This window comes from Rhodobacter sp. SY28-1 (assembly GCF_005222785.1).
GTDB lineage: Bacteria > Pseudomonadota > Alphaproteobacteria > Rhodobacterales > Rhodobacteraceae > Tabrizicola.
The window spans coordinates 40,275-65,712 of sequence record NZ_STGH01000001.1 but is presented as its reverse complement, the minus strand read 5'-3'; the positions used below and the strand labels follow the sequence as shown (position 1 = coordinate 65,712).

Here is a 25,438-nt window from a genome sequence, read left to right as displayed (position 1 = left end):
GCGTCGGCTTTGTCCAGTGGGCGGAAATCCGGGCTTGATCGGCGGGCGGGCCGGGCCGACAGTCGGGGCATGTGGCTGACTGGTCGCCTTGCTCGCTTCCTGCCCGCCCCCGCCACCGAAGAGGGCGCGGGGGTGACGGATGCCGTAGTGCTGTTGCATGGCCTTGCGCGCACCGATGCCTCGCTGGCGCCGATGGCAATGGCGCTGAAGGCGGCGGGGTTCCGGGTGGTGAACTGGTCTTATCCGTCGACCAAGGCCACGCCGGAAGAGCTGGTGGAGGAAGTCGGCCAGGCGGTCGCAAAGGTCGAGCCGGGGCGGGTGCATTTCGTCACCCATTCGATGGGCGGTATCCTCTTGCGCGACTGGCTGACGCGGCAGCGCCCGGCGCAGATGGGCCGGGTGGTGATGCTGGCCCCACCCAACCACGGGTCAGAGCTGGTGGACAAGATGGGTGACAACCCGGTCTTCAGCATGATGAACGGCAAGGCGGGTCTCACCCTGGGGACCGGGCCGGACAGCTGGCCGAACCGCCTGCCGCCGGCGGATTATCCCTTGGGGATCATCGCCGGGACCCGGTCGCTGAATCCGGTGTGGAATACGATGCTGCCCGGGCCGAACGACGGCAAGGTGACGGTGGAAAGCACCAAGCTTGACGGGATGGCCGAGCATCTGGTCCTGCCGGTCACCCATACCTTCATGATGGTGAACCCCGTTGTGATCCGGCAGGTCATCAGCTTTCTGCGCGAGGGGAAGTTCGACCCTTCGGTGACCCTGACCTCTGTCGTGAAAGAGACTTTTCAGGCGGTTCAGTCTGGCTGACGACCTCGGGTGTGCCGGTGTCGGTCATGCCCTTGTCCAACTGCGCGCGGCCAAAGGCGGCCAGGGCCTCATACTGGCGGACGAAGGCGGCAAGCTCCTTTTCCTCCAGCTCTTCCAGGTCGAGCAGCGACAGATGCGCGCCGCGGGTGGCCCGGATCAGTTCGTCCAGTTTCAGCTGCATCGCCACCGTGTCGCGGTTCTGGGTGTTCTGGATCAGGAAGACCATCAGGAAGGTGATGATGGTGGTGCCGGTGTTGATCACCAGCTGCCATGTGTCGGAATAGCCGAAGATCGGTCCGGTCAGCAGCCAGACGACGATCAGGCCGACCGCAAGCAGGAAGGTGATCGGTCGGCCGGACAACTGGGCGATCCAGCGGGCGGTGTGGGCGTAGATCGAGGTGTGGTCGGCCATGATGTTCCTCGGGCGGGTGTCGGTGCCCGAGACAACGCAGGAAAGGACGAACGGTGCCCTGATCGGGATCAAGCGGCGGTGCGTGTTGCACCTTGTTTCTTCTCGCTGGTCCGCCGACGAAAAGCCGAAAGCGCTACGCAGGAGGCGTCAGGTGCGATTGATCCGGTTCACATGGCCCATCTTGCGGCCGGGGCGGGGCGTGCCCTTGCCGTAAAGGTGGACGGCAGTGTCACGGGCTTTCAGAAGGTCGGGCACGCGCAGGACGTCGTCGCCGATCAGGTTCTCCATCACCACATCGGCATAGCGGTTGCCGTCACCCAAGGGCAGGCCCGCAACCGCGCGGATATGTTGTTCGAACTGGTCCACCGTGCAGCCTTGCTGCGTCCAATGGCCCGAGTTGTGGACGCGGGGGGCGATTTCGTTCACCAGAAGTCCGCGTGGGGTGACGAACAGTTCCACCCCCATGACGCCCACATAGTCGAGCGCGTTCAGGATGCGGGCAGCCAGCAGGATCGCGTCTGACCGCTGGGTGGGAGAGAGGCGCGCAGGGACAGTGGTCGTGCGCAGGATACCGCCTTCGTGGATGTTCTCGCCGGGGTCGAAGCAGGCGACCTGGCCGTCGAGCGCGCGGGCGGCGATCACGCTGACTTCGCGGTCGAAGGCGACGAAACCTTCCAGCACGCAGGGCGCGTTGTTCATGCTGGCCCAGGCGGCGGGGATGTCCGCGGCGTCGGTCAGCTTGGCCTGCCCCTTGCCGTCATAGCCAAGGCGGGTGGTCTTCAGAATCGCGGGCAGGCCCAGCTTTTCGACCGCTGCGCGAAGGTCTGCCTCCGAGTTCACTGCGGCCCAGGGGGCGGTGGCAAGGCCGAGGTCGTTCAGGAACGATTTCTCGCTGATCCGGTCCTGGCTGATGGCCAGCGCGCGGCGGTTCGGGCGGATCGGTTTGAGGCTTTCGAGGAGGTCGAGCGCCGAGGTCGGGACATTCTCGAATTCGTAGGTGATGACATCGACCGATGCCGCGAAGGCGCGCAGGGCCGTTTCATCCTCGTAGGATGCCGTGGTGACCTTCAGCGCCACGTCTCCCGCCGGGGCAGCGCCCGGTTCAAAGATATGGCAGCAGTAGCCCAGCCGGCTGGCAGCGACGGACAGCATCCGGCCCAATTGCCCGCCGCCAAGGATGCCGATGGTGGACCCTTGCGGGAGTTCAGTCATCCTTCGGCTCCTCGGGGATAGAGGCGGACAGGGCCTCCCGCCAGGCGTCGAGTTTCGCCGCAACGGCTGGGTCGGACGTCGCAAGGATCGCGGCGGCCATCAGGCCCGCATTCGCCGCCCCGCCGATCGCCATGGTGGCGACAGGATAGCCCTTGGGCATCTGCAGGATCGAATAGAGCGAGTCGACGCCGGACAGCGCCTTGGTCTGCACCGGGACGCCGATCACCGGAACGCGGGTCTTGGACGCCATCATCCCGGGAAGGTGCGCCGCGCCGCCCGCGCCTGCGATGATGACCTTCAACCCGCGCTGGACGGCGGTCTTGCCATAGTCCCAGAGGCGGTCAGGGGTGCGGTGGGCGCTGACGATCTTCGCCTCATAGGCGATGCCAAGCTCGTCCAGGATTTCAGCCGCAGCCTTCATCGTCGGCCAGTCGCTTTGCGACCCCATGATGATTCCGACGGATACGGCCATGCGTGCCCCCTTGGTTTCAGGGGCGATTACCTTGGCGCGGGCGCAGGGGCAAGTCTAAGGCGCGAGACGGGGCAATCAGGCGATGATATCGGGGATCAGCATATCCTCGATCTTCACGATCTGGTCCTTCAGCGCCAGCTTCTGCTTTTTCAGGCGGCGCAGGGTCAGCGCATCTGGACGGCCGGTCTGCTCCAGCGCATGGATGGCCTCATCCAGGTCGCGGTGTTCGCGACGCAGGACTTCAAGCCGGATGCCAAGCATTTCGTCGTGGCTGAGTTCGGTGGGCGCGTTCATGGGTCTGGCGAATCGGTTCCTGCCTTTGCCGTAGGATATAGGAAAGCTCTGCCGCTGCGGGAAGGTTTCTGGCGAAAATCGCGTGGAAAGCGCCTGCTCTCGCCGGATAGCTGGGCCTTGCGGGCCTGACCTGCCCGCCCCATATTCAACCCGTGCGGTGCCTGATCCAGGGCCGCGCAGACCGAACCGTCGCTTATGCCAAGGACTGTCCGATGACGAAGTTAAGCTTTGGGGCCCACCCGTATCTTCTGGGGTTCGAGCAGCTGGAACGGCTGGTGGAACGCACCGCGAAATCGGGGGCCGAGGGCTATCCTCCGTTCAACATCGAGGCGGTGGCGGAAAACGCCTACCGGATCACGCTGGCGGTCGCGGGCTTCCGCGAGGAGGACTTGTCGATCACCGTCGAGGACCGGCAGCTTGTCGTTCGTGGCCGTCAGGCCGAAGACACGGGCGACCGGGTGTTCCTGCACCGGGGCATCGCGTCCCGCGCGTTTCAGCGGAGCTTTGTGCTCGCCGACGGCGTTGAGGTTGCAGGGGCCACGATGGAGAACGGGCTTCTCCACGTCGACCTGCACCGCCATGTGCCGGAAACCGTGGTCCAGACGATCCGGATCGGTCGCAAGGATGCCAGCCAGAAAGGGGGCAAATGATGAATACGCCATTCAACGGATTGCCGCAGGGCACGGACCGCATCGTCTATGTGCGCGAGGTTGCGGTGGATGACCTGCCGGATGACGTGCGCGAGCAGTTGGGCGACGCACGGGTGATCTGGTCGGTGCACGGCGCCGATGGCCAGCAGCTTGCGCTGGTCGCGGACAAGAGGCTCGCCTTCCATCTGGCGCGCGAACACGACTACACCCCTGTAAGCGTGCACTGATACCCCGGCCCAGCAGCCAGCATTGACTGGCCTTCCGCGACGGAACCGCTACGCTTGATCGTAAGCGGAGTAAGCGTCAACGGAGGTTCGTCTTGAAAACCACTACCGGATACTCGGGGCTGCAGATCGCCCTGCACTGGATCATCGCCGTCCTGATCCTTGTCGCCTGGTTGTCAGGCGAGGGGGCGGAAGAGGCGATGGAGGCCGTCGAGGATGGTGGAGTTGCGGGCTTTGTGCCGCATGTGGCCTTTGGCCTTGCGATCCTGACGCTGGTGATCGTGCGGATTGTCGTCCGGCTGTCGCGCGGCGCTCCCGCTGCCCCCGGTGCACCGGGAAGCGTTTCGGTGATGGCGGCGGACTGGGGCCATCGGCTGATCTATCTGCTGATGGTCGCGGTGCCCCTGGGCGGTGCCAGCGTCTTTTTCCTGGGGCTGGACGTGGGCGAGGTCCACGGGCTTGCCGCGAACCTCCTGATGCTGGTCGTCCTAGGCCATGCGCTGATGGCGTTGTATCACCAGTATGTTCTGAAGGACGGCCTTCTGCGCCGGATGATGAAGGCGGAATGAATGACAAAGGCCGCGCCCCCCTGGGACGCGGCCTTTTGGTTTCAAGGCGGGATCAGGCGCGGATCAGGCCCATCTGCTCCAGCTTCAAGAGCACCTGGTGCGCGCAGTGGTCGACGTCGACATTTTCGGTGTCCACCACCAGTTCGGCCTGGGTCGGGGCTTCGTAGGGGTCGGAGATCCCGGTGAATTCCTTGATCTTGCCCTCACGCGCCAGCTTGTAGAGGCCCTTGCGATCACGGCGTTCGCATTCCTCGATGCTGGTGGCGACATGGACCTCGACGAAGGCGCCGTAGGCCTCGATCATCTCGCGCACGGCGCGGCGGGTCGCGGTGTAAGGCGCGATGGGCGCGCAGATCGCGATGCCGCCGTTCTTGGTGATCTCGGAGGCGACATAGCCGATCCGCTTGATGTTGATGTCGCGGTGTTCCTTGGAGAAGCCGAGTTCCGAGGACAGGTGTTTCCGCACCACGTCACCGTCGAGGAGCGTGACGGGACGCCCGCCCATCTCCATCAGCTTGACCATCAGCGCGTTGGCGATGGTGGATTTGCCGGACCCGGACAGGCCGGTGAAGAACACCGTGAAGCCCTGCTTGGACCGGGCAGGCGAGGTCTTGCGGAGTTCGTTGACGACCTCGGGGAACGAGAACCATTCCGGGATGTCCAGGCCTTCGCGCAGGCGGCGGCGCAGTTCGGTGCCCGAGATGTCGAGGACGGTCGAGCCTTCCGGGATCTCGTTTGCCGGGTAGTACTGGGCCTTCTCCTGCACATAGACCATGTGCTTGAAGTCAACCATCTCGATGCCGATTTCCTTGGCGTGCTGGGCGAAGAGCTCCTGCGCGGCGTAGGGATCGTAGAAATCCTTGCCCTGAGAATTCTTGCCGGGGCCAGCGTGGTCACGGCCGACGATCATGTGGGTGCAGCCGTGGTTGCGACGGATGATCCCGTGCCAGACGGCCTCACGCGGGCCACCCATGCGCATGGCGAGGTTCAGAAGCGACAGCGCGGTGGTCTGGGCTGGATACTTGTCCAGCACTGCCTCATAGCAGCGGACGCGGGTGAAGTGGTCGACGTCGCCGGGCTTGGTCATGCCGACGACGGGGTGGATCAAGAGGTTCGCCTCGGCCTCGCGCGCGGCGCGGAAGGTCAGTTCCTGGTGCGCGCGGTGCAGGGGGTTGCGGGTCTGGAAGGCGACGATCTTGCGCCAGCCCATCTTGCGGAAGAAGGCGCGGAGTTCATTCGGCGTGTCGCGGCGGGCCTTGAAGTCGTAGTGGACCGGCTGCTGGATGCCAATCACCGGGCCGCCGAGATAGACCTTGCCCGCCACGTTGTGCAGGTAGTTCACCGCCGGGTGGGCGAGATCGTCGGCGCCGAAGACGCCCTCGGCCTCCACGGATTTGTTGGGGATCCACTTGTCGCTAATCGACAGGATGGCAAGGATCACGCCTTCCTGGTCGCGCAGGGCGATGTCCTGTCCGGGTTCGACCTTGTCGGCAAAGGCCTCAGTGACGTCCAGCGTGATCGGCATCGGCCAGAGCGTGCCGTCCGCAAGGCGCATGTCGGCGACGACGCCGTCATAGTCCGCCTGCCCCATGAATCCCTTCAGCGGGTTGAACCCGCCGTTCATCAGAAGTTCGAGGTCGCAGATCTGCCGTGGGGTCAGGTCCCACGAGGGCAGGTTCCCGGCCTCGGCCTTCAGCTTCTGGGCCGAGTCGTAGGAGACGTAGAGTTCGGGGATCGGGGCGTGGTTCTGCAATTGCATTCGGGCAACCTTTCAGCGCGGCGGATACCCCGCCAGTTGCGCGGGGCGTAGCCCGACCGGGGGGGCGACATCAAGCGAATGCAGGGGATTTTGCGCAGATAAGGCGGAAATCGCGGGGCACATGCCGCGGTTGGGCAACGGTTCTACGCTGCCGCGACGTGCGCGACGGATTTCCCGTCAACGCGCGTTTTCTGCGAAGTTTCGGAATTCTGTTCTCTGCCATACCGCTCGTCGATGACTTCGTCACTCCTCGCTGGCGTCCGCCCGACGAGGAGACGAAGTCGATACGCAGGAGGCGTCAGGCGAGGTAGGCGCGGAAGCTGCGGATGACTTCCTCGTAGACCGCGCGTTTGAAGGGGACGATCGACTCCACCATCTCGTCGGCCAGGATCCAGCGCCAGGTGGAAAATTCCGGGTGGTCGGTCGCGATCTTCACGTCCGCATCCGTGCCCTTGAAGCGGAACAGGAACCATTTCTGCTTCTGGCCGCGATATTTGCCACCCCAGACCTTGCCCAGAAGCTCGGGCGGCAGGTCGTAGGTCACCCAGCCGTGGGTCTTGCCGACGAATTCCACCTTGTCACGGGTGACGCCGGTTTCTTCCCACAGCTCGCGATAGGCGGCCTCGCGCGGCTTTTCGCCCTCGTCGATCCCGCCCTGCGGCATCTGCCAGGCGGGGGTGGGGCTGTCGATCCGTTGCCCGGCAAAGACCATGCCGCGGGCGTCGATCAGCACCACGCCCACGCAGGGCCGGTAGGGAAGGCTTTCCGGATCGGCCATCGGGTCAGGGCGCGTCCGGAGCTATGGCGGTCAGGCCCTTGATGATGTCGACCGCATAGGCCAGCTGGTAATCCTCATCCCGCAGCTTGGCGGATTCTTCCGCCCGGGTAAGTTCTTCCTCGTAGAGCCGCTTTTCCTCGTCCGTCATCGAGTCATTGGTGATCGCACCGCGCAGGTCGGCTTCGGACCGCTCACGCAGGGCTGCGCTTTTCTCTTCCGCCGGGGCGTTCGGATCGACGGGTTCGGGGACCGGCTGCTGCACGACGATATCCGGCGAAATCCCCAACGCCTGGATCGACCGGCCCGAGGGTGTGTAGTAGCGCGCGGTGGTCAGGCGCATCGCCCCGTCGCCGCGCAGCGGGATCAGCGTCTGGACCGAGCCCTTGCCGAAGCTCTTGGTGCCGACGACGATGGCCCGGCGATGGTCCTGCAGCGCCCCCGCGACGATTTCCGACGCCGAAGCCGAGCCGCCGTTGATCAAGAGCACGATCGGCTTGCCCTCGATCAGGTCGCCCGCCTGGGCATTGTAACGCTCGCCACTTCCCTGCGCGCGACCGCGGGTGGACACGATCTCGCCCTTGTCGAGGAAGGCGTCCGACACCGTGATCGCCTCGTTCAGAAGGCCGCCCGGGTTGTTGCGCAGGTCGATGACCACGCCATCGAGGTTCTCCAACCCGCCCAATTCCTCCAGGGCCTTCTTCAGCTCGGTATTCAGGCCGGAGGTGGTCTGGTCGTTGAAGGTGGTGATCCGCAGGACCACGGTCTTGCCGACGACCCTGCCCCGGACCGCGGTCAGCTTGATCGTGTCGCGGATGATCGAGACGTCGAAGGGTTCGGGTGTGCCCTGCCGGACGACGGTGATGATGATCTCCGATCCGATCGGGCCGCGCATCTTTCCCACCGCGTCGTCAAGCAGCAGACCTGACACCGCCTCGCCGTCGACATGGGTGATGTAGTCGCCGGCCAGGATCCCTGCCTTGTCGGCCGGAGTATCGTCCATCGGCGCGATGACCTTGATGAAGCCCTCTTCCTGGGTGACCTCGATCCCCAGTCCGCCGAATTCGCCCCGGGTCTGGACCTGCATGTCCTCGAAATCCTTGGCGGACAGATAGCTGGAATGCGGGTCAAGCGAGGTCAGCATGCCGTTGATCGCGGCGGTCACCAGTTCTTCGGTCGGGACTTCCTCGACATACTGGGCGCGGACGCGTTCGAAGATGTCGCCGAACAGGTCAAGTTGTTCGTAGATCGAACTTTGCGGTACTGCCTCTTGCGCGACAAGGGGACCGGCGATCTGGGTGGTTGCCACGACCCCGGCCACGGTTCCGGCAAGGGCGGCCATCACATGCTTCTTCATGCTCGTCAGTCTCCTGTGCGGGCGAGGCTTGCGAACCACGGCATCGGGTCCACGGGCTGCGCGCCCTGTCTGAGTTCCATATAAAGCGTTTCCGTATCGCGCCCGCCAGACCCATCTGGGCCCAGGGTCACGAATTCCGCGGTCGTGCCCGCCGATCCTCCCATCAAGCCAAGAGGGGCCTCTGCCGCCACGACTTCTCCCACTTCGCCATACAGGGTTTCCATCCCCGAAAGCACCAGAAGATAGCCGTCGCCGGGTTCAAGGATCATCACATTTCCGTAGTCCAGAAGCGGCCCGCGAAAGCGGATCGTGGCGGGCCAGGGCGCGGTCACCAGGGCGCGGGCCTGGGTGGCCAGTGTCACGCCGGGGCGGCGGACATTGGAGGCGTCGGCCTCATTCGGGCGGCGCAGGACGGTGCCCAGGACGGGCAGAGGCAGGCGGCCCTTTTCCCCGGCAAAGCTGGTCCCGGCCTCGGCATCGGGCGACAGGCCTGCGGCAAAGGCGTCCAGCGTATCGGCGCTGTCCAGAAGCCCCTTCAGCACCTCGGGGTCTTCGGTGAATCGTTTCGGCAGGTCGGTCCGGTCCGAAATGGCCTGCGACAAGGCCGTGCGGGCGGTCTGGGCCGTCGCCAGTCCGCGTTCCAGCACCTCGCCCGCCGACAGTTGCAGGGCGCGGAGGTCGGAGAGTTCCTGCAGTTCCGCCTTCAGCACCAGCGCCTCGGACTGAAGCGCCGGGGTCACGTCTGCCAGGATCATCCCCGACCGCGCCGTGCCCAGCGCCCCGTCGGGGTGCAGAAGCAGCAGCGGCCCAGGGTTCGCCTCCATCGTCGCCAGCACGCCCAGAAGCCGCCCGATCCCGTCGCGCTTGGCCTCGAAGGCGCGGGTCAGGGTGGCCTCGCGCAGGGCTGCCTCACGCAAGGCAGACCGCAGGGCGCCAAGGCCTGACTCGTAGGCGCGGATCGTCTGGCTTAGCGCCGCCACCCGGTCCCGCGCTTCGGTCGCGCCTTCCAGCGCGGCAACGGCCTGTTGCAGGTCGGCGGACGCCTTCGCCGCCTGTTCGGCCACGGTTTCGGCCCGCAGGGGCAGAGCGAGGAGGACCAGAAGGGCGGCAGCGCGGATCATGCGATGAGCGTCTGTCCCGTCATCTCGGGCGGCTGCGGCAGGCCCATCAGTTGCAGAAGCGTGGGGGCGAGGTCAGCCAGGCGGCCGGTCCGTAGGGTGGCGCCATCCGGCCCACCCACCAGGATGACCGGGACCGGGTTCGTGGTATGGGCGGTGTGTGGCCCGCCGGTGACGGGGTCGACCATCACCTCGCAGTTGCCGTGGTCTGCCGTCACGATCATCGCCCCGCCTTTGGCCTGCAGCGCCGCCAGGGCCCGGCCAAGCCCACGGTCCACCGCCTCACACGCCTTGATCGCGGCGGGGAGCGACCCGGTATGGCCGACCATGTCGGGGTTGGCGTAGTTGACGACGATCAGGTCATAGCCTTTCTCGATGGCCGCAACGAAATGGTCCGACACCTGATCCGCGCTCATCTCGGGCTGCAGGTCATAGGTCGCGACCTTGGGCGAGGGCGGCATGGCGCGGTCTTCGCCCGGATAGGGCTGCTCGCGGCCGCCGTTCAGGAAGAAGGTCACGTGCGGGTATTTCTCGGTTTCCGCCAGGCGGAACTGGGTCAGCCCGTGGCTGGAGACCCATTCGCCGATGGTGTTGACCAGAACGCGCTTGGGGAAGGCCGTGGCCATGTAGGCATTGTGGAGGTCGGAATATTCGACCATTCCCAACTGCGCCGACCAGTTCGGGCGCGTGCCGGTGTCAAACGCGGTGAAGGCCGGGTCGCCGATGGCCGCGAGGATTTCCCGCGCGCGGTCGGCGCGGAAGTTCAGGCAGAAGATGCCATCACCGTCCCGCGCGCCGTGGTAGCCGTCGATCACCGTGGGGGCGAGGAATTCATCCGTCTCGCCCTTGCCGTAGCTGTTCGAGATGGCGGTCAGCGGGTCGGGCGCGGTTTCGCCGCGGGCCAGGACCATCGCTTCGTAGGCGCGGCTGACGCGCTCCCACCGGTTGTCGCGGTCCATCGCCCAGTAGCGGCCCGTCACCGTGGCGATGCTGGCGCCATAGGGCAGCCGCTTGACCAGCGCCTCCATGTAGCCCTGCGCCGAGGACGGGGCCACGTCGCGCCCATCCGTCACCGCATGCAGCGCGACAGGGACGCCCAGCGCCACAATCGCCCGGCAGGCCGCGAGCACATGGTTCACATGCCCATGCACCCCGCCGTCCGAGATGACGCCGATCAGATGCGCCACCCCGCCCTTGGCCTTCACCTTGGCGGCAAAGTCCACAATCGCCGGGTTCTTGGCAAAGCTGCCGTCCTCGACCGCAAGGTCGATCGCGCCCAGGTCCATCGCCACCACGCGGCCCGCGCCGATGTTGGTGTGCCCGACTTCCGAGTTCCCCATCTGCCCCGTGGGCAGGCCCACATCCGGCCCGAAGGTCGTCAGCGTGGCATGCGGACAGGTGGCCCAGAGATGGTTGAAGGTCGGCACTTGCGCCTGCGCGGGGGCGCTGGTTTCCGGGTTCGGACCGATGCCCCAGCCGTCAAGGATGCACAGGACGACGGGTTTCGGGGTGGTCATGGGCAGGCTCCTTCCAGGCGATGCCTTGGGTTTTACGCCCGTGGCTCGGGCGGGGCAACCGGTGTGAACACGTAGGGAAATCCGCTCTGTTCCCGGAGGACCAGGGCAATATGCTTTCGCTGCGGCAGTCTGGACAGGGGATGGTGGCGGGATGTTGAAACTTGCGGCAGCACTGGCGATGTGTGCAACCTCGGCCGCGGCAGAGGGCTGGCAGGTGATGTACCTGGCCGGCAGCGGCGGATCGCGGCCGATGCAGGTGGGGCCGAACGAAGGGGGCATCCCCTTTGCCTATGTCGACAATGCCAGGGGCGAGCGGCTGTTTCTCGAATGCCATGAGACTGGCAGCACGACGCGGGACTACACCTGGACGATAAGGATCTATCCCGGGACGGAGCCGAACTTCCTGCCCAAGGACCCCCAGGGCAACCAGTTCACCTTTACATTTGACGGCACCAACGCGGATTATGACATCGGGAACTTCACATTCGTGCAAGACGCGTTCTGGGCGGATATCAACGAATACCTGGCGGCTGACATCAGGACAAACAGCGTGATCCGGGTGGAAATGCCGGGCCGGTTTGTCGAGGACGGCAAGACCTATCGGACCGAATTCACGCTTGCCGGTTCAACGGCCGCACTCAACACGGCCTGTCCGCCGCTCTGAAGGCGCAGGGCGGCCTTCTCGCGGACCCGTTGCCGCCACAGCGTGAAGACCCCCGCCGCGACGACGATCCCCGCGCCAACGGCGACGTTGATCCGCAGTGTCTCGCCAAAGAGCAACAGGCCGATGGCGCTGGCCCAGACCAGTTGCAGATAGGCGAAAGGCTGAATCGCCGAGGCTTCGGCCACGGCGAATGCTTTGATGAGAAGCCAGTGACCCAGCACGGCCGTGCAGCACAGAACCGCCATGCAGCCCCAGTCGCCCGGCGTCATCCAGGTCCATTGCAGAAGCCCGAACGGCGTCACCGCGACGGCGGCCACCACGCCGGTCCAGAAGAAGCTGACCGAGGCGCTGTCCTTCCGTGCGACATAGCGGGTCAACAGGCCATAGACCGCGAACATCGTCGAAGCGAGCAGCGCCACCAGCGCCCAGGGCGAGAACACGCCGAACCCCGGCTGCAGGATGATGAGGACACCCAGTGCCCCGACCAGAATGGCCGTCCAGCGCCGCCAGCCGACCTTTTCGCCCAGGATTGGGCCTGACAGCGCCGCGACCAGCAGCGGATAGCAGGCAAAGACGGCATGGGCCTCGATCAGCCCAAGCTTGACGAATGCCAGGAGCATCACCGCGATTTCAGCAACCAGGATCAGCCCGCGCAAGGCCTGCACCCAAGGATAGTGCGACCGGACTGCGGCGCGGATCCCTCCCGGCGCGCGGGCGGCAAGGGCCATCACGAAGAGGGCGAAGAACCAGAACCGCACCATCACCACCATGGTGACCGGATAGTTCGACCCCAGATGCCGCGAGATCCCGTCCTGCGCCGCAAAGACCAGAGTCGTGGCGATCATCAGCCAGATGCCAAGCTTGGTGTTCTGCGTCGCCTTGTGCGTCATTGCCCCGCCTGAAAGGACGGGATCGGCCAGCTTGGGTTCGGTCGACGTGGCAGACATGACGCGGGCTGGCTATCACCCCCGGTTGCCGGACGAAAGGGGCGGTTTCGCCCTGTGCAACGACTTCGGACCCTGCCCTCTGGCGAACAAGACCAGGCCCCTGCTGTCTTGACGCTTCCCCGGGATTGGCCCAGTCTTCCGCCATCTGATGGAGGCTTCGGTGATCCTGCGCGCCAATCACCACCATACGACCGGCCCTGTCCCTGCCCCGCATGTGACTGTGCGGGGCTGATCGGGGGTTCATCGCTTCTCTGATCTGCCCGAACGGCAGCCTGTCTGCCATGACCGGACCGGAGAGATCATGAGCCTTCTCACCCTGAAAGACGCAGGCATCACGCTTGGCGCACCGCTGTTTTCCAACCTTGACCTGACTATGCACCCCGGGGACCGTCTGGCGCTGGTCGCGCCGAACGGGCGGGGGAAATCGACCCTGTTGCGGGCTATCGCGGGCCTGACCGAGCTGACCGAGGGCCAGATGACCCGCAAACGCGGGCTGGTGACGGGGTTTCTGGCGCAGGATGTGCCGGCCGGGCTGGCGGGTCAGACCGTCCGCGACGTGGTTCTTGCTGCGGTCGACGACGGCGAGGACTGGCGTGCCGAGATCGCGCTGGATGACCTGGACATCCCCGAAGCCCTGCGTGACCTGCCTATGTCAGCGCTGTCGGGTGGCTGGCAGCGCCTTGTCATGCTGGCACGGGTCTGGGTCAGGGCCCCCGACCTGATCCTGATGGACGAGCCGACGAACCATCTGGACCTGTCGCGGATCGGCCAGTTGCAGCGCTGGATCATGGGTCTGCCGCGCGGGACGGCGCTGGTCATCGCCTCGCATGACCGGGCCTTTCTGGACGACGTCGCCAACCGGACCCTGTTCCTGCGCGACCGGGCGTCCCGCGACTTCGCGTTGCCCTTCACCCGCGCCCAGGCCGCACTGGACGAGGTGGACGCGGCGACCGCGCGCCAGCATGACCAGGACCTGCATGTCGCGCGCCAGCTGCGGCGGCAGGCGGCGAAACTGAAGAACATCGGGATCAATTCCGGTTCCGACCTTCTGGTGGTCAAGACGAAGCAGCTGACCGACCGTGCTGCGCGGATCGAGGCCGCCGCGACCCCGGCCTACAAGCCACGCAGCGCGGGAGACATCCGGCTGGAAACCTCGGACGCGCATGCGCGGGCGTTGATCTCGGTCGCGCCCTGTGACGTGATAGCGCCGGATGGGCGGCGCCTGTTCCGCTGTCCGCAGCTCTGGATCGCACCGGGTGACAGGGTCGTGCTGCTGGGCCCGAACGGTGCGGGCAAATCCCGCTTTATGGCGATGGTCGATGCGGCGCTGCAAGGGCGGGAGGGTCCGATCCGTGCCGCCCCCACCGTCATCGCCGGGGTGGCCGATCAGGGGTTGACCGGGCTAGATCCGAAGGCGACCCCGCATGGGACAATCACCGCCCGGTTCGACCTTGGCGATCAGGCGGCGCGCACCGTGCTTGCAGGGGCGGGGGTCAGCCTGACCCTGCAGTCCACACCGATCGCGGCCCTGTCCGGGGGCCAGAAGGCGCGGCTTGCGCTGCTGGTCCTAAGGCTGCAACGGCCGAACTTCTTCCTGCTGGACGAGCCCACCAACCATCTCGACATCGAAGGACAGGAGGCGCTGGAGGATGAACTGACCGAAAAGGGCGCGGCCACGCTTCTTGTCAGCCATGATCGCAGCCTGATCCGCGCGGTCGGCACGCGGTTCTGGTGGATCGAGACCGGCGGCAGGGGCGGGGGGCAACTGATCGAGGTCGACAGCCCCGAACCCTGCATCGAGCGGATGCTGAACGCATCCGTCACGCCTTAGGCCGGACAGAGGGGTCAGCGGATGGTGAAGGCCACTTCGTTCCGCCGCTTCCAGGGCAGGGTCATCGGCGCGTCGTAGAAATAGTAGTGCGGCCCGGCGATGACCTCGTACCCTTCCGCCTTCGCCCATACCGCCAGCGCCTCGGCCCGCTCGGCCATGCCATCGGTCCCCGGTATCCCCGAGAACCGCTCGACCAGTTGCCGCGACGGCCCGGCCTTGACGAAGCGGATCGCGTCCGTGCGGGGCGTCGGCAGGGTCTCTGTCGTATAGCGCGCGGGCATCATGAAGTTGACCACCCAGCTCTCGCCGTCCGGCGTCTGGGCAACCGGGACCGTCATGGCGATCTTCTCTCCGGTCGCATTGCCGCCGAAGATGTATCCGGCCAGGACCCGGAACCCCTTCTGGATCGCCCCCGACCGGCTGCCCGAGACTTTCACCTCGGCCAGAAGATGCGGGCCATAGCTGCGAATCTCTCGCGCGCCGTCCTGCCAGTCCACCGTGTAGGGCGGCATCTCATAGCCCTTGTGTGTCGTCTCGGCCCCCGCAACGCCTGCCATCGCCACCCCCACAGCCAGAATGATCCGTTTCAGCATCTTGAAACCCCTTCCCTGCAAGGTGACCTAGCTTGCTTGGGCCGCATTTCGAGCGTATATCGCCCCCATGTCCGGGTTCATCTATTTCAACATCACCGACCACGCGCGGCTTCCGGCCCGCTTCTTCGGCATGACCCGCAACGTCCTTGCCCGCGCCTGACCAGCGCGCACGGCCCGTCGACCCTTTTCCTACGCCATCCCAACGAACAGGTGAGAGCCATGGCTCCTCGTACACTCTATGACAAGATCTGGGACGACCACGTCGTCCATCAGGCCGAGGACGGCACCTGCCTCCTCTATATCGACCGGCATCTGGTCCACGAAGTGACCAGCCCCCAGGCGTTCGAGGGCCTGCGCATGACCGGCCGCAAGGTCCGCGCGCCGGAAAAGACCATCGCCGTACCGGACCACAACGTGCCCACGACGCTCGACCGCGCCAATGCCGCGACGATGACGGAAGACAGCCGCATCCAGGTGGCCGCACTGGACAAGAACGCCAAGGATTTCGGGATCAATTACTACCCGGTGTCCGACATCCGCCAGGGCATCGTCCACATCGTCGGACCGGAACAGGGCTGGACCCTGCCGGGCATGACCGTGGTCTGCGGCGACAGCCACACGGCCACCCATGGGGCCTTCGGTAGCCTCGCGCACGGGATCGGCACGTCAGAGGTCGAACACGTCCTTGCCACCCAGACGCTGATCCAGCGCAAGGGCAAGAACATGAAGGTCGAGATCACCGGCAGCTTGCGCCCCGGCGTGACCGCCAAGGACATCACCCTGTCGGTCATCGGCGCGACCGGCACGGCGGGCGGCACCGGCTATGTCATCGAATACTGCGGCCAGGCGATCCGCGAGCTGTCGATGGAAGGCCGGATGACCGTCTGCAACATGGCCATCGAAGGCGGTGCCCGCGCGGGCCTGATCGCCCCGGATGAGAAGACCTTCGAATATGTGAAGGGCCGCCCCCACGCCCCGAAAGGCGCGAAGTGGGAGGCCGCTCTGGCCTACTGGAAGACGCTTTACACCGACGAAGGCGCGCATTTCGACAAGGTCGTGACGATCCGCGGCGAGGACATCGCCCCCGTCGTCACCTGGGGCACCAGCCCCGAGGACGTGCTGCCGATCACCGGCGTTGTCCCCGCTCCGGAAAGCTTTACCGGCGGCAAGGTCGATGCGGCGCAGCGGTCGTTGGACTATATGGGTCTGACCCCCGGCCAGAAGCTGACCGACATCGCCATCGACACGGTCTTCATCGGCTCCTGCACCAATGGCCGGATCGAGGATCTGCGGGCGGCGGCGGCGATCCTGAAGGGCAAGAAGATCAAGGTGAAGCGCGCGATGGTCGTGCCGGGCTCGGGCCTCGTCCGGGCGCAGGCGGAAGAAGAGGGTCTGGCGCAGATCTTCATCGACGCAGGGTTTGAGTGGCGGCTTGCGGGCTGCTCCATGTGCCTTGCGATGAACCCCGACCAGCTGGCCCCCGGCGAACGCTGCGCGGCGACCTCGAACCGCAACTTCGAAGGCCGTCAGGGCCGCGGTGGCCGCACGCATCTGATGTCGCCCGCGATGGCGGCGGCGGCGGCGATCACCGGCCACCTGACCGACGTGCGCGAGTTGATGGGCGAAATGGCCTGATGGATCGGGCGGGGCCTTCCCCCGCCCGCCAAATCAATAAGGGCTAAGCTCGGCCGGGGGTCTCCCGGCCAGCACCGCCTCATAGACCTCGACCGTGCGCCGGGCCTTTGCGTCCCAGGTATAATTCTGCAGCGCATGGTCCTGCCCGGCCTTCGCCAGCGCTGCATGCGCCTCTGGCTGGTCAAGCGCCCCAAGCATCGCCTGCCGGCACGAAACAACCAGGTCATCCAGTGGCGCCAGAGGGATTGCCACCCCGCGCCCGTCCGCCACCAGATCGCCCGGGGCGCCGTAATCCGTCACGATGCACAGGATGCCGGAGGCCATCGCCTCGATCACGACCCCCGCACCCAGTTCGCGGATCGAGGGGAAACAGAAGGCATCGCTCTCGCGCATCGCCTTGGCCACCGTCGCCTGGGTCTGGTTGCCCTCAAAGCTGACCCGGTCCTCGGCACCCGCTTCCTTCACCATCGCCTCGATCCGGCCCCGCTCTGGCCCGTCGCCGATGATCCGCAGCCGGTGCTGGCGCAACCGGTCATCGCCCACGAAGGCGCGCACCACCACCTCGGGCACCTTGTAGGGCACCAGCCGCCCGGCATAGAGGAAGGTCTTCTCCCCCGCCCCGGCAAACGGAGCCCTCTCGCGCTCGGCGGGAAACACCGCCGGGTCGAAGCCGATCTCCGGGAAGGGGACGATCCGTTCGGCCGGGGTCCAGGAGATGTCCTTGACCGTATGACGGAAAGCCGCCAGCACCGCCGCTGCCTTCGTATAGGTCTTCCGGGCGTAGGGCATGTACTTGTAGTAGTTCCGCAGCTTCCGCAGCGTCTCCTTCTCGCGCTTCTGCTCGCGCTGGAAGGCCTTTGGCCAGTCGAGATTGCCGTTCAGCGGCCCGATTACGAAGGGCACCCCGCCCCGCCCCGCAATATAGCTTGGCAGCGTCGGCGACATCGGTGTGATCCGGTGAATGATGTCGAACGCGCCCCCCTCTATCTGCGAGCGGTACTTCTTCCAGGCGTCCCGCTCGAACGCCAGATAGGGCAGGTAGGCCATCATCATGCCTGTCGACCAGGCCACCTGGTTGCCGCCCCGCAGAAACTGCGAAAGCCGCTCCATCGGCGCGGCGATGTATTCGGTGTCGAGAAAGTCGAACTTGTCCAACTCGCGCCCGTCCGCGACGACGTTGTCCTTGTTGCGGACCTGCGTCACGATCTTCACATCGCAATGCTGTGCCAGGGCCAGGGCATATTTGTAGCCGACGATCGGCAGCGAGGGCCAAAGCGGATTGCATTGTTCCGCAAGGATAAGAACGCGGGGTCTGGTCATCGAATCCTGCTTCCGCAAATGAATTTGTGCGACGCTATGCCAGCCGTGACGGGAATGTCTAGCAGGGCATGGTTGTCGTTTCCCGGCAATAGCGCTATGGCCCGTTTCCAACCTCAACCGTTGCGGAATCGCCCGATGGACAAGTTCACCACTCTTACCGGCGTCGCGGCCCCGATGCCGCTGGTCAACATCGACACCGACATGATCATCCCCAAGCAGTTCCTGAAGACCATTCAGCGCTCGGGCCTGGGGAAGAACCTCTTCGACGAGATGCGCTACACGCAGGACGGGCAGGAGATCCCGGATTTCGTGTTGAACCAGCCCGCGTACCGCAAGGCGGAAATCATCGTGGCCGGTGACAACTTCGGCTGCGGCTCCTCGCGCGAACACGCGCCCTGGGCGCTTCTGGACTTCGGCATCCGCTGCGTGATCTCGACCAGCTTTGCCGACATCTTCTTCAACAACTGCTTCAAGAACGGCATCCTGCCCGTTGTCCTGCCGCAGGACGCGGTCGACTACCTGATGGACGACGCCCGCAAGGGCGCGAATGCGCGGATCACGGTGGACCTTGAAAGCCAGACGGTCACCGCCTCGGACGGCAAGACCTTCGCTTTCGAGGTCGATGCCTTCAAGAAGCATTGCCTCTTGAACGGTCTCGACGACATCGGCCTGACGCTGGAGAAGGCCGCGGCGATCGACAGCTTCGAGGCGAAGAACGCCACCCTGCGCCCCTGGGCTTAAGGGACAGGTCTGGTTGGGGGCGGGTTTGCGCCCCCGACACCAGGATCGCCCCGCGCCAGTGCCACAGGCGCGACAGGATACCCCAGCGCACCCGGGTCGATCCGGTGGTTGCACCCTGCGGCGATGCGTTACCGAATGGTGAACGCCCACAAGCAACCCACTGAAATTGCATGATCGCCCATCGCTGTCCTGCGTGGACAGCCGCGCCCTTGCCCCCTTTTCCCTGCCGCGATACCTTGCCTCCGAACAGTCAGGAGGACCCCATGCACGCCATCGAATCCCGCCTTGCCGAGCTTGGCGTCACCCTCCCCGACGCCCCTGCCCCGGCGGCGAATTATGTGCCCTTCGTGCAGGTCGGGAACCTGGTCCATATCTCGGGCCAGATCAGCCAGAACGAGGCCGGTCTGATCAAGGGCCGGCTGGGTGAGGACCTGTCGTTCGAACAGGGCGCCGAGGCCGCGAAACGCTGCGCGATCTCCTTGCTCGCCCAGCTGAAGAAGGCCGTCGGCGGCGACTGGGACCGGCTGGACCGCGCGGTGAAGCTGGTGGGCTTCGTCAACTCCACCCCCGATTTCACCGACCAGCCCAAGGTCATCAACGGCGCGTCGGATTTCCTGGTCGCAGTGCTTGGCGACGCGGGTCGTCATGCTCGGTCCGCCGTCTCGGCCGCCTCGCTGCCGCTGGGGGTGGCCGTGGAAATCGAGGCGATCTTCGCCCTGAAATGACCCGCGTCCCGCTGCCTAACAGCTTCCTCCGCCTGCCCATCGCCCACCGCGCCCTGCATGACCGGGCGGCAGGGCGGATCGAGAATTCACCCGCCGCGATCCAGGCGACGGTCGAGGCGGGGTATGGGATCGAGATCGACCTGCAGCTGTCGTCGGACGGCGTGGCGATGGTCTTCCATGATGAGGAGTTGGACCGGCTGACCGCTGAGACCGGCCCGGTCAATGCCCGCACGGCGGCCGAGCTAGGCCGGATCGGGCTGAAGGGGTCGACGGACACGATCCCGACCCTGGCCGAGGTGCTGGGGCTGATCGACGGGAAGGTCCCCCTGCTGATCGAGATCAAGGACCAGACCATGGTCATGGGCCCGACCGATGGCAGGCTTGAGGCGGCGACGGCGGCGGCTCCGGCAGGCTATCGGGGCGATGTCGCGGTCATGTCCTTCAACCCCCATTCCATCGCCCACATGGAGCGTCTTGCCCCGCAGCTGCCGCGCGGGATCACCACCTCGGCCTACAATCCCGACGACTGGGCGCCGCTGCCGGTCGAGGTCTGCGACCGGCTGCGTCCCATCCCGGACTATGATGCGACAGGGTCAAGCTTCATCAGCCACGAAGGCCGCGACCTTGGCCGACCCCGGGTCGCCGAACTGAAGGCGCAAGGTGCCGCGATCCTGTGCTGGACCATCCGCTCTGCCGCCGACGAGGCACTGGCTCGGCAGGTTGCCGACAATGTGACCTTCGAGGGCTATCTGGCCGCGCTTCCGGCTTGACCTTCGCGCCCCGCCCGCCACCTTTCCCCCGACCAGAGGGGCGCGAATGGACGACCTGACCCTGCACGACAGCCTGTCCGACATTCCCGCCGCCGAGTGGGACGCCGTTGCCGCGCCCGAACAGGCCGAGGGGCGGCCGATTGACCCGTTCACGACCCATCGCTTTCTGGTGGCATTGGAGGCCTCGGGTTCCACAGGCACCGGCACCGGCTGGCAGGCGCGGCCGCTGGTGCTGCGCGAGGAGGGCAGGCTTGTCGCCGCGACGCCCTTGTATGTGAAGGGCCACAGCCAGGGCGAATACATCTTTGACCATGGCTGGGCGGATGCGCTGGAACGGGCCGGGGGGCGCTACTATCCGAAACTCCAGATCGCGGTCCCCTTCACGCCTGCCACCGGGCGGCGGTTCCTTGGGAACGCGGCCCATCGCGAGGTGCTGTGGCAAGGGGCCATCGCGGTGACGGCGCAGAACAAGCTGTCGTCCCTGCACGCGACCTTCTGCACGCCTGAGGAGGCCGAGGCCCTGGCCGGGGTGGAAGGCACCCTGCACCGGGTGACGCAGCAGTTCCACTGGGAAAACCGGGGCTACGGGACCTTTGACGACTTCCTCGCCGACCTTGCCAGCCGCAAGCGCAAGATGATCCGCAAGGAACGCGAGACCGCGCAGGGACGCGGCCTGACGATCCGCGCGCTGACCGGAGATCAGATCGAGCCGCAGCATTGGGATGCGTTCTGGGCCTTCTACCAGGACACCGGCAGCCGGAAATGGGGCACGCCCTACCTGACCCGCAAGGCCTTTGCCCGGTTCCACGATACGATGCGGAACGACATGCTGCTGGTCCTGGCTTTCAACGGTGACCGGGCGGTGGCGGGCGCGCTGAACTTCATCGGGCGCGACACGCTGTATGGCCGCTACTGGGGCTGTGTCGAGGACCATCCCTGCCTGCATTTCGAGCTGTGCTATTATCAAGCCATCGACTGGGCGATCACCCACGGCATGTCTCGCGTCGAGGCGGGGGCGCAGGGCGAACACAAGCTGGCGCGGGGTTATCTGCCGGTGGAAACCCATTCGATCCACTGGATCGCCGACCGCAGCTTCCGCACGGCGGTTGATCGCTACCTGCAGGCGGAACGCCGCGCAGTGGGGGAAGAGATCGAGGTGCTGACCGCCTATGGCCCCTTCCGCAAGTGCGAGGGTCGGGAGTAGGCTGGCGCAATGCCCTGCACCTTGATCCCAGCGAGGACATCATGCCCGACTTGATGACCGAAACCGACCGCAAGGCCCAGTTGCCGCCCCTGGCCGAGACCGGATGGGCCGCCGTGCCGGGCACGGATGCGATCCGAAAGGTGTGGAAGTTTGGCAGCTTTCAGGAGGCCTGGGGGTTCATGTCCCGCGCGGCGCTGGTGGCTGAAAAGCTGAATCATCACCCGGACTGGACCAACCGCTACAATGTCGTGGATGTGACCCTGACCACCCATTCCGCCAAGGGCCTGACCGAGCTGGACATCGACCTTGCCCAGGCGATGGACCGGATGGCGCCCGACGCGGTCATCGAACGCAATCACGGCGAGCCCGTGTCCTGCCTGTGCGAATTGCACGCCCGCAAGGCCTGATCCGGTTGTGAGGCCGGGGAAAGCTTTGTAGACCCTAAGCGCACCCGGACAGGAGACGATCATCTTGCTGCAACGCCATGCCGACTGGTTTTCGCTGCTGAACGTGGAGCCTGCCCTGCGGGACCGGTCGCGCGAGGTGCTGGAGCGGACGCTGGAAATCTCGCAAGGGATGATGCACCGGATCGACGTGGAGTCACTGGCGGCGGCGGTACTGCATTGCCGCCCCAGCCGGGTGTTCGAGATCGGCACCTATCGCGGGGCCTCGTCCGAGATGATCCTGCAACTGTTGCCCGACGCACAAGTGATCTCGATCGCCTTCGTCAATGACCAGGCCGGGCGGCAGTTCAACAATGACGAGTTGAGCATCGCCGAGGTCGGGGCGCTGGTCAGCCCCGGGAACCGGGACCGCTTTACCCAGCTGATCGGAGATTCGCACAAGATCGACCCCAAGGCCTTTGTCCGCGACCATGGCCGGATGGATCTGGTGTTCATCGACGGCGATCATTCGCGCGAAGGGGTGCGGCAGGATACCGAGCTTGCGCGGGCGATCCTGGCGCCGGGCGGGGCGATAGCCTGGCACGATGCGAACCCGAAGAAGCGCTACATCGGGTCGCGGCTGTTCCTGGAACAGGATTTGCCGGAACTGGCGCTGGCCACGACGGATGACTTCATTGGCGGGATCGCGCTGTGGACCGAGGCGCTGGAGCGGAAGCTGCAGGACGGCGTGTTGGCCAAGGCGGGCTGAGGTCAGATAAGCCCGGCCATCCGTGCGCCGGTCAAGAGGTCTGGCGCGAGATGGTGCGCCCAGCGACCCTCGCTTGGGACGATGTCCGGCACCTGAACGACGGTGCATCCGGCGCGATGTGCGGCCTCGGCCCCGGTTTCGCTGTCCTCGAACACCAGACACCGTGCGGGGGCCACGCCGAACAGGGTGGCGGCCAGCAGGTAGGGTTCCGGGTCCGGTTTGGGCGACCGGACATCGTCGAGGGTGACGACATGGGTGAAGGCATCGGCGATCCCGGCGATGCCCAGCTTGCGATGCGCGCCTGTGCGGCCGGTCGAGGTGACGATGGCCAGGGGGGCGGAGAGGGCAGGCAGCAGGTCGCGTGCGCCGGGTTTCAGGTCCAGACCGGCATTCACTCCGTCATCGAATCCCTTGCGCCAGTGCAGGTTCACCGCTGCTAGGTCGACACCGGGCAGGGCGGCGCGGATGATGCGGGCGGCGGTCGGCTCGTCCTTGCCGACAAGGCCGTGCATGAAGGCGTGGTCCACCGGATGGCCATGCGCCGCGAAGGCGGCCATGCCGGTCGCAAGGGCGATGCTTTCGGTGTCGATCAGTGTGCCGTCGAGATCGAAGAGGATGGCGTCATAGGTCATGGTCACGGGCTTTGGTCTCTGGGGCGGATGGCGGTGCCATAGCCGATCAGAGGTGCAGCCGGTAGTGGGCAAAGCCGTCGCCGTCCTTGCCAAGGTCGACGGGACGGAAGGGGGCGATGTCGCCCAGGTGAGGTGCGGCGCGGTCCCCGGTAGCAATGATCGCGCTGGTGCCGGGCATCGGCAGGAAATGCCAGTTCCGCCGCACAGCGCCGCTGACGGTCCCCAGACGCTGCAGATACGAGGCGATGACCGATTGCACCCGCGCCCCGTCGGTGAAGACGACCTTCAGCTCGGTTTCGGGGTCCTGCAGACGGGCCCGACCGGCGCGATGGCTGTTGGTCACCAGAAGGAACCCGTCCTCGTCGCGCACCGGGCGGTTGCCATGGCTCAGGCCGGTGATGCGCCGGGCCTCGGGGCTTTCCAGCCGCCCCTGCGGGTCAAAGCGCGCGGGCTGGCTGAGGTCGATGGCGTAGCTGAGCTGGGGGATCATCTCGAAGACAAAGCCGGGCACGGCAGGGTTGAGAAGGGGCGTCTGGGCCGATCCGGGTTCGATCCGGTTGAACACGGTCGCCGCGCGTTCCAGCCAGGTGGCAAGTTCGGCCCCCGTCAGCAGCAGAGTGACGATGGTGTTGGGGAAAGGATAGAGGTCGGAGAGATTGCGCATCCGCAAGGGTCCGGCCGGAATGTCGGTGTAGTTCATCGGGCCGCCACGCCCGCCGGTCCGGAAGGGGGTGCCCGAGGAAAGGAGCGGCAAATGCTCCCAACCCGTGCCGACCAGGGCCTGCCGGACGTGGTCCGCCTTGGCCTCTGCGATCAGGTTCAGCGCCGCTGACGGTGCCACGGTCGCGAAATGGCTGTGCAGCGGCACCGAAGTTTCGCCGAGATGCCGCCGCGACCAGGCCAGGGCGGCGCGGTGATCCGGTGCAAGCGCCTGATGCAGCGCCGGGGTGGCCATGGCAGCGGCGGTGCTGCGTTGGCCGACGCGGGTGGAGGCCCCCACGACCCGCCAGCGCCGCGAGCGGGAGGGGCAGCGTTCCAGTTCCAGGTCGATGATCCCGACATGGCTGGCCGAATGGCCGGGCATGACGGCAGGCTTGCCGGCCAGCCGCCCGGCGACGGGGTCAACTGCCGCGGCCGCGGGGATGTCCGGGCCCGGAAAGACCTGGTGGCTGTGACCGGCAACGACGGCGTCGATCTCGGGCAGTGCCGCCAGCGCCGTCGCGGCGTTTTCGGTCCCGTGTTCGGGGTCCAGCGGCCCGATCCCGGTATGGGCCAGAGCCACGATGATATCGGCACCCCGCGCTCGAAGGCGGGGCAGCCAGGCGCGGGCCGATGCCAGGATGTCGCGGGTCAGGATCCCGCCATCCGGGGTGTCGCGGTCCCATTCCTCGATCTGGGGCGGAGCAAAGCCGATCACGCCGACGCGGATCACATGGGTCTTGCCGGCATGGTCAACGATCTGGCGGCGCAGGATCGCGAAGGGCGGCACAAGCGTATCGTCCCGCGCGGGGCTTTTCCCCAGCCGCCTGGCGATGTTGGCCGATACCACGGGAAACCGGGCGCTGGTCAGAGCCTGCGCCAGGAACCGCAGGCCATAGTCGAATTCGTGATTGCCCAGCGTGACCGCGTCATAGCCAAGCGTGTTGAACGCCGTAATGACAGGATGCGCCCGCCGCCGCCGGGCAGTGGCGGCAAAGTCGGCAATCGGGCTGCCCTGGAGGAAATCGCCATTGTCGAACAAGAGGCAATTCTGCGCCTCGCCCCGCGCCTCGGCGATCTGCTGGGAAATTGCGCCCAGACCCATGCTGGAATTGGGCCGGTTCGCGCAATAATCGTAGGGCATCAGGCTGGCGTGCAGGTCGCTTGTCGCAATCACCCGCAAAGACGCGCGGGGTGCGGTCTTGCGGGCCGTTGCAGGAGCCGGATGGCCGCCTTGGGGGCCATCATCAGCCTCAGGCGAGACCGGGCCAAGTGCGGGGACGACTGACACGACGGGAACTTGCAACATGGAACTTCCAGTTACTGCCTGCAACCTGGTCACTCGGA

27 protein-coding genes are annotated in these 25,438 nt (G+C 66.0%); 13 read left to right on the top strand and 14 right to left on the bottom strand.

All coding sequences use genetic code 11. From position 1 onward, the window contains the following. Positions 1-69 precede the first annotated feature (69 nt). Positions 70-819, top strand: a complete 750-nt coding sequence (locus E8M84_RS00325) for an alpha/beta fold hydrolase (RefSeq protein WP_137109187.1) — start codon at positions 70-72, stop codon at positions 817-819. On the opposite strand, the gene E8M84_RS00320 is transcribed toward E8M84_RS00325, so the two are convergent. The 4 genes from E8M84_RS00320 to E8M84_RS00305 all read right to left on the bottom strand — a co-directional run bounded on the left by E8M84_RS00320 (position 731) and on the right by E8M84_RS00305 (position 3,209). Next, a complete protein-coding gene (locus E8M84_RS00320; protein ID WP_137109186.1) occupies positions 731-1,231 on the bottom strand; it encodes a low affinity iron permease family protein in 501 nt (166 codons plus the stop codon). The two genes, E8M84_RS00325 and E8M84_RS00320, sit on opposite strands and share 89 nt — an antisense overlap. A 147-nt stretch (positions 1,232-1,378) precedes the next feature. Next, positions 1,379-2,443 (bottom strand): 5-(carboxyamino)imidazole ribonucleotide synthase, encoded by a 1,065-nt coding sequence (locus tag E8M84_RS00315; protein WP_137109185.1) that lies wholly within the window; start codon positions 2,441-2,443, stop codon positions 1,379-1,381. Next, positions 2,436-2,915 carry a 5-(carboxyamino)imidazole ribonucleotide mutase gene (purE, locus tag E8M84_RS00310; RefSeq protein WP_137109184.1) on the bottom strand — a complete coding sequence of 160 codons (480 nt, stop codon included), beginning with the start codon at positions 2,913-2,915 and terminating at the stop codon, positions 2,436-2,438. Before purE ends, E8M84_RS00315 begins: the two co-directional genes overlap by 8 nt. Before the next feature lie 75 nt (positions 2,916-2,990). Then, entirely contained in the window at positions 2,991-3,209 is a 219-nt protein-coding gene (locus E8M84_RS00305; RefSeq protein WP_137109183.1) for a YdcH family protein, read from the bottom strand. Positions 3,210-3,421: 212 nt separating this feature from the next. Between E8M84_RS00305 and E8M84_RS00300 the strand changes: the two genes are divergently transcribed. The 3 genes from E8M84_RS00300 (at position 3,422) to E8M84_RS00290 (ending at position 4,652) form a co-directional block, all read left to right on the top strand. After that, the gene (locus E8M84_RS00300; protein WP_137109182.1) at positions 3,422-3,859 is read left to right on the top strand and encodes an Hsp20 family protein; all 438 of its coding nucleotides are present in this window, start codon (positions 3,422-3,424) and stop codon (positions 3,857-3,859) included. Continuing rightward, entirely contained in the window at positions 3,859-4,086 is a 228-nt protein-coding gene (locus E8M84_RS00295; protein WP_137109181.1) for a DUF1150 family protein, read from the top strand. Before E8M84_RS00300 ends, E8M84_RS00295 begins: the two co-directional genes overlap by 1 nt. A gap of 92 nt (positions 4,087-4,178) precedes the next feature. Further along, positions 4,179-4,652 (top strand): cytochrome b, encoded by a 474-nt coding sequence (locus E8M84_RS00290; RefSeq protein WP_137109180.1) that lies wholly within the window; start codon positions 4,179-4,181, stop codon positions 4,650-4,652. 52 nt (positions 4,653-4,704) lie between these two features. On the opposite strand, the gene E8M84_RS00285 is transcribed toward E8M84_RS00290, so the two are convergent. The 5 genes from E8M84_RS00285 to gpmI all read right to left on the bottom strand — a co-directional run bounded on the left by E8M84_RS00285 (position 4,705) and on the right by gpmI (position 11,178). Further along, positions 4,705-6,411 carry a bifunctional sulfate adenylyltransferase/adenylylsulfate kinase gene (locus E8M84_RS00285; RefSeq protein WP_137109179.1) on the bottom strand — a complete coding sequence of 569 codons (1,707 nt, stop codon included), beginning with the start codon at positions 6,409-6,411 and terminating at the stop codon, positions 4,705-4,707. A gap of 298 nt (positions 6,412-6,709) precedes the next feature. Beyond that, on the bottom strand, positions 6,710-7,189 hold the full coding sequence (locus E8M84_RS00280; RefSeq protein ID WP_137109178.1) for an RNA pyrophosphohydrolase: 480 nt from the start codon (positions 7,187-7,189) through the stop codon (positions 6,710-6,712). Between the two features lie 4 nt (positions 7,190-7,193). Beyond that, complete coding sequence (locus tag E8M84_RS00275) at positions 7,194-8,543, bottom strand: S41 family peptidase (RefSeq protein ID WP_137109177.1); 1,350 nt, start codon at positions 8,541-8,543, stop codon at positions 7,194-7,196. Between the two features lie 5 nt (positions 8,544-8,548). Then, positions 8,549-9,664 (bottom strand): murein hydrolase activator EnvC, encoded by a 1,116-nt coding sequence (locus tag E8M84_RS00270; RefSeq protein ID WP_137109176.1) that lies wholly within the window; start codon positions 9,662-9,664, stop codon positions 8,549-8,551. Further along, entirely contained in the window at positions 9,661-11,178 is a 1,518-nt protein-coding gene (gene gpmI / locus E8M84_RS00265; RefSeq protein WP_137109175.1) for a 2,3-bisphosphoglycerate-independent phosphoglycerate mutase, read from the bottom strand. Before gpmI ends, E8M84_RS00270 begins: the two co-directional genes overlap by 4 nt. A gap of 151 nt (positions 11,179-11,329) precedes the next feature. Between gpmI and E8M84_RS00260 the strand changes: the two genes are divergently transcribed. Further along, a complete protein-coding gene (locus tag E8M84_RS00260) occupies positions 11,330-11,842 on the top strand; it encodes an immunoglobulin domain-containing protein (protein WP_137109174.1) in 513 nt (170 codons plus the stop codon). Here the strand turns inward: E8M84_RS00260 and E8M84_RS00255 are convergent. Beyond that, positions 11,776-12,732 carry a DMT family transporter gene (locus tag E8M84_RS00255; RefSeq protein WP_137110781.1) on the bottom strand — a complete coding sequence of 319 codons (957 nt, stop codon included), beginning with the start codon at positions 12,730-12,732 and terminating at the stop codon, positions 11,776-11,778. The two genes, E8M84_RS00260 and E8M84_RS00255, sit on opposite strands and share 67 nt — an antisense overlap. 358 nt (positions 12,733-13,090) lie before the next feature. On the opposite strand from E8M84_RS00255, the gene E8M84_RS00250 reads away from it, so the two are divergent. Beyond that, positions 13,091-14,620, top strand: coding sequence for an ATP-binding cassette domain-containing protein (locus tag E8M84_RS00250; protein WP_137109173.1), 1,530 nt, complete (start codon positions 13,091-13,093; stop codon positions 14,618-14,620). Positions 14,621-14,634: 14 nt separating this feature from the next. Here E8M84_RS00250 and E8M84_RS00245 read toward each other — a convergent pair whose 3' ends face one another. Then, positions 14,635-15,213, bottom strand: a complete 579-nt coding sequence (locus E8M84_RS00245; RefSeq protein WP_240790250.1) for a heme-binding protein — start codon at positions 15,211-15,213, stop codon at positions 14,635-14,637. 219 nt (positions 15,214-15,432) lie between these two features. Here E8M84_RS00245 and leuC point away from each other — a divergent pair, with 219 nt between their 5' ends. Beyond that, a complete protein-coding gene (leuC, locus tag E8M84_RS00240; RefSeq protein ID WP_137109172.1) occupies positions 15,433-16,848 on the top strand; it encodes a 3-isopropylmalate dehydratase large subunit in 1,416 nt (471 codons plus the stop codon). 33 nt (positions 16,849-16,881) lie between these two features. Here the strand turns inward: leuC and E8M84_RS00235 are convergent, their stop codons facing one another. Then, on the bottom strand, positions 16,882-18,168 hold the full coding sequence (locus E8M84_RS00235; protein WP_137109171.1) for a glycosyltransferase family 4 protein: 1,287 nt from the start codon (positions 18,166-18,168) through the stop codon (positions 16,882-16,884). Between the two features lie 135 nt (positions 18,169-18,303). Here E8M84_RS00235 and leuD point away from each other — a divergent pair, with 135 nt between their 5' ends. The 6 genes from leuD to E8M84_RS00205 all read left to right on the top strand — a co-directional run bounded on the left by leuD (position 18,304) and on the right by E8M84_RS00205 (position 22,760). Further along, positions 18,304-18,909, top strand: coding sequence for a 3-isopropylmalate dehydratase small subunit (gene leuD / locus E8M84_RS00230; RefSeq protein ID WP_137109170.1), 606 nt, complete (start codon positions 18,304-18,306; stop codon positions 18,907-18,909). Positions 18,910-19,172: 263 nt separating this feature from the next. Beyond that, the gene (locus tag E8M84_RS00225) at positions 19,173-19,634 is read left to right on the top strand and encodes a RidA family protein (protein ID WP_137109169.1); all 462 of its coding nucleotides are present in this window, start codon (positions 19,173-19,175) and stop codon (positions 19,632-19,634) included. Continuing rightward, positions 19,631-20,404, top strand: a complete 774-nt coding sequence (locus E8M84_RS00220) for a glycerophosphodiester phosphodiesterase family protein (protein ID WP_137109168.1) — start codon at positions 19,631-19,633, stop codon at positions 20,402-20,404. Before E8M84_RS00225 ends, E8M84_RS00220 begins: the two co-directional genes overlap by 4 nt. Before the next feature lie 46 nt (positions 20,405-20,450). Continuing rightward, positions 20,451-21,608, top strand: coding sequence for a GNAT family N-acetyltransferase (locus tag E8M84_RS00215; RefSeq protein WP_137109167.1), 1,158 nt, complete (start codon positions 20,451-20,453; stop codon positions 21,606-21,608). Between the two features lie 41 nt (positions 21,609-21,649). Next, on the top strand, positions 21,650-22,015 hold the full coding sequence (locus E8M84_RS00210; protein WP_137109166.1) for a 4a-hydroxytetrahydrobiopterin dehydratase: 366 nt from the start codon (positions 21,650-21,652) through the stop codon (positions 22,013-22,015). 64 nt (positions 22,016-22,079) lie between these two features. Continuing rightward, on the top strand, positions 22,080-22,760 hold the full coding sequence (locus tag E8M84_RS00205) for a class I SAM-dependent methyltransferase (protein ID WP_137109165.1): 681 nt from the start codon (positions 22,080-22,082) through the stop codon (positions 22,758-22,760). 2 nt (positions 22,761-22,762) lie between these two features. On the opposite strand, the gene E8M84_RS00200 is transcribed toward E8M84_RS00205, so the two are convergent. Then, the gene (locus tag E8M84_RS00200) at positions 22,763-23,392 is read right to left on the bottom strand and encodes an HAD family phosphatase (RefSeq protein ID WP_240790320.1); all 630 of its coding nucleotides are present in this window, start codon (positions 23,390-23,392) and stop codon (positions 22,763-22,765) included. Between the two features lie 46 nt (positions 23,393-23,438). Continuing rightward, on the bottom strand, positions 23,439-25,400 hold the full coding sequence (locus E8M84_RS00195; RefSeq protein WP_137109163.1) for a bifunctional 2',3'-cyclic-nucleotide 2'-phosphodiesterase/3'-nucleotidase: 1,962 nt from the start codon (positions 25,398-25,400) through the stop codon (positions 23,439-23,441). Between the last annotated feature and the right edge of the window lie 38 nt (positions 25,401-25,438).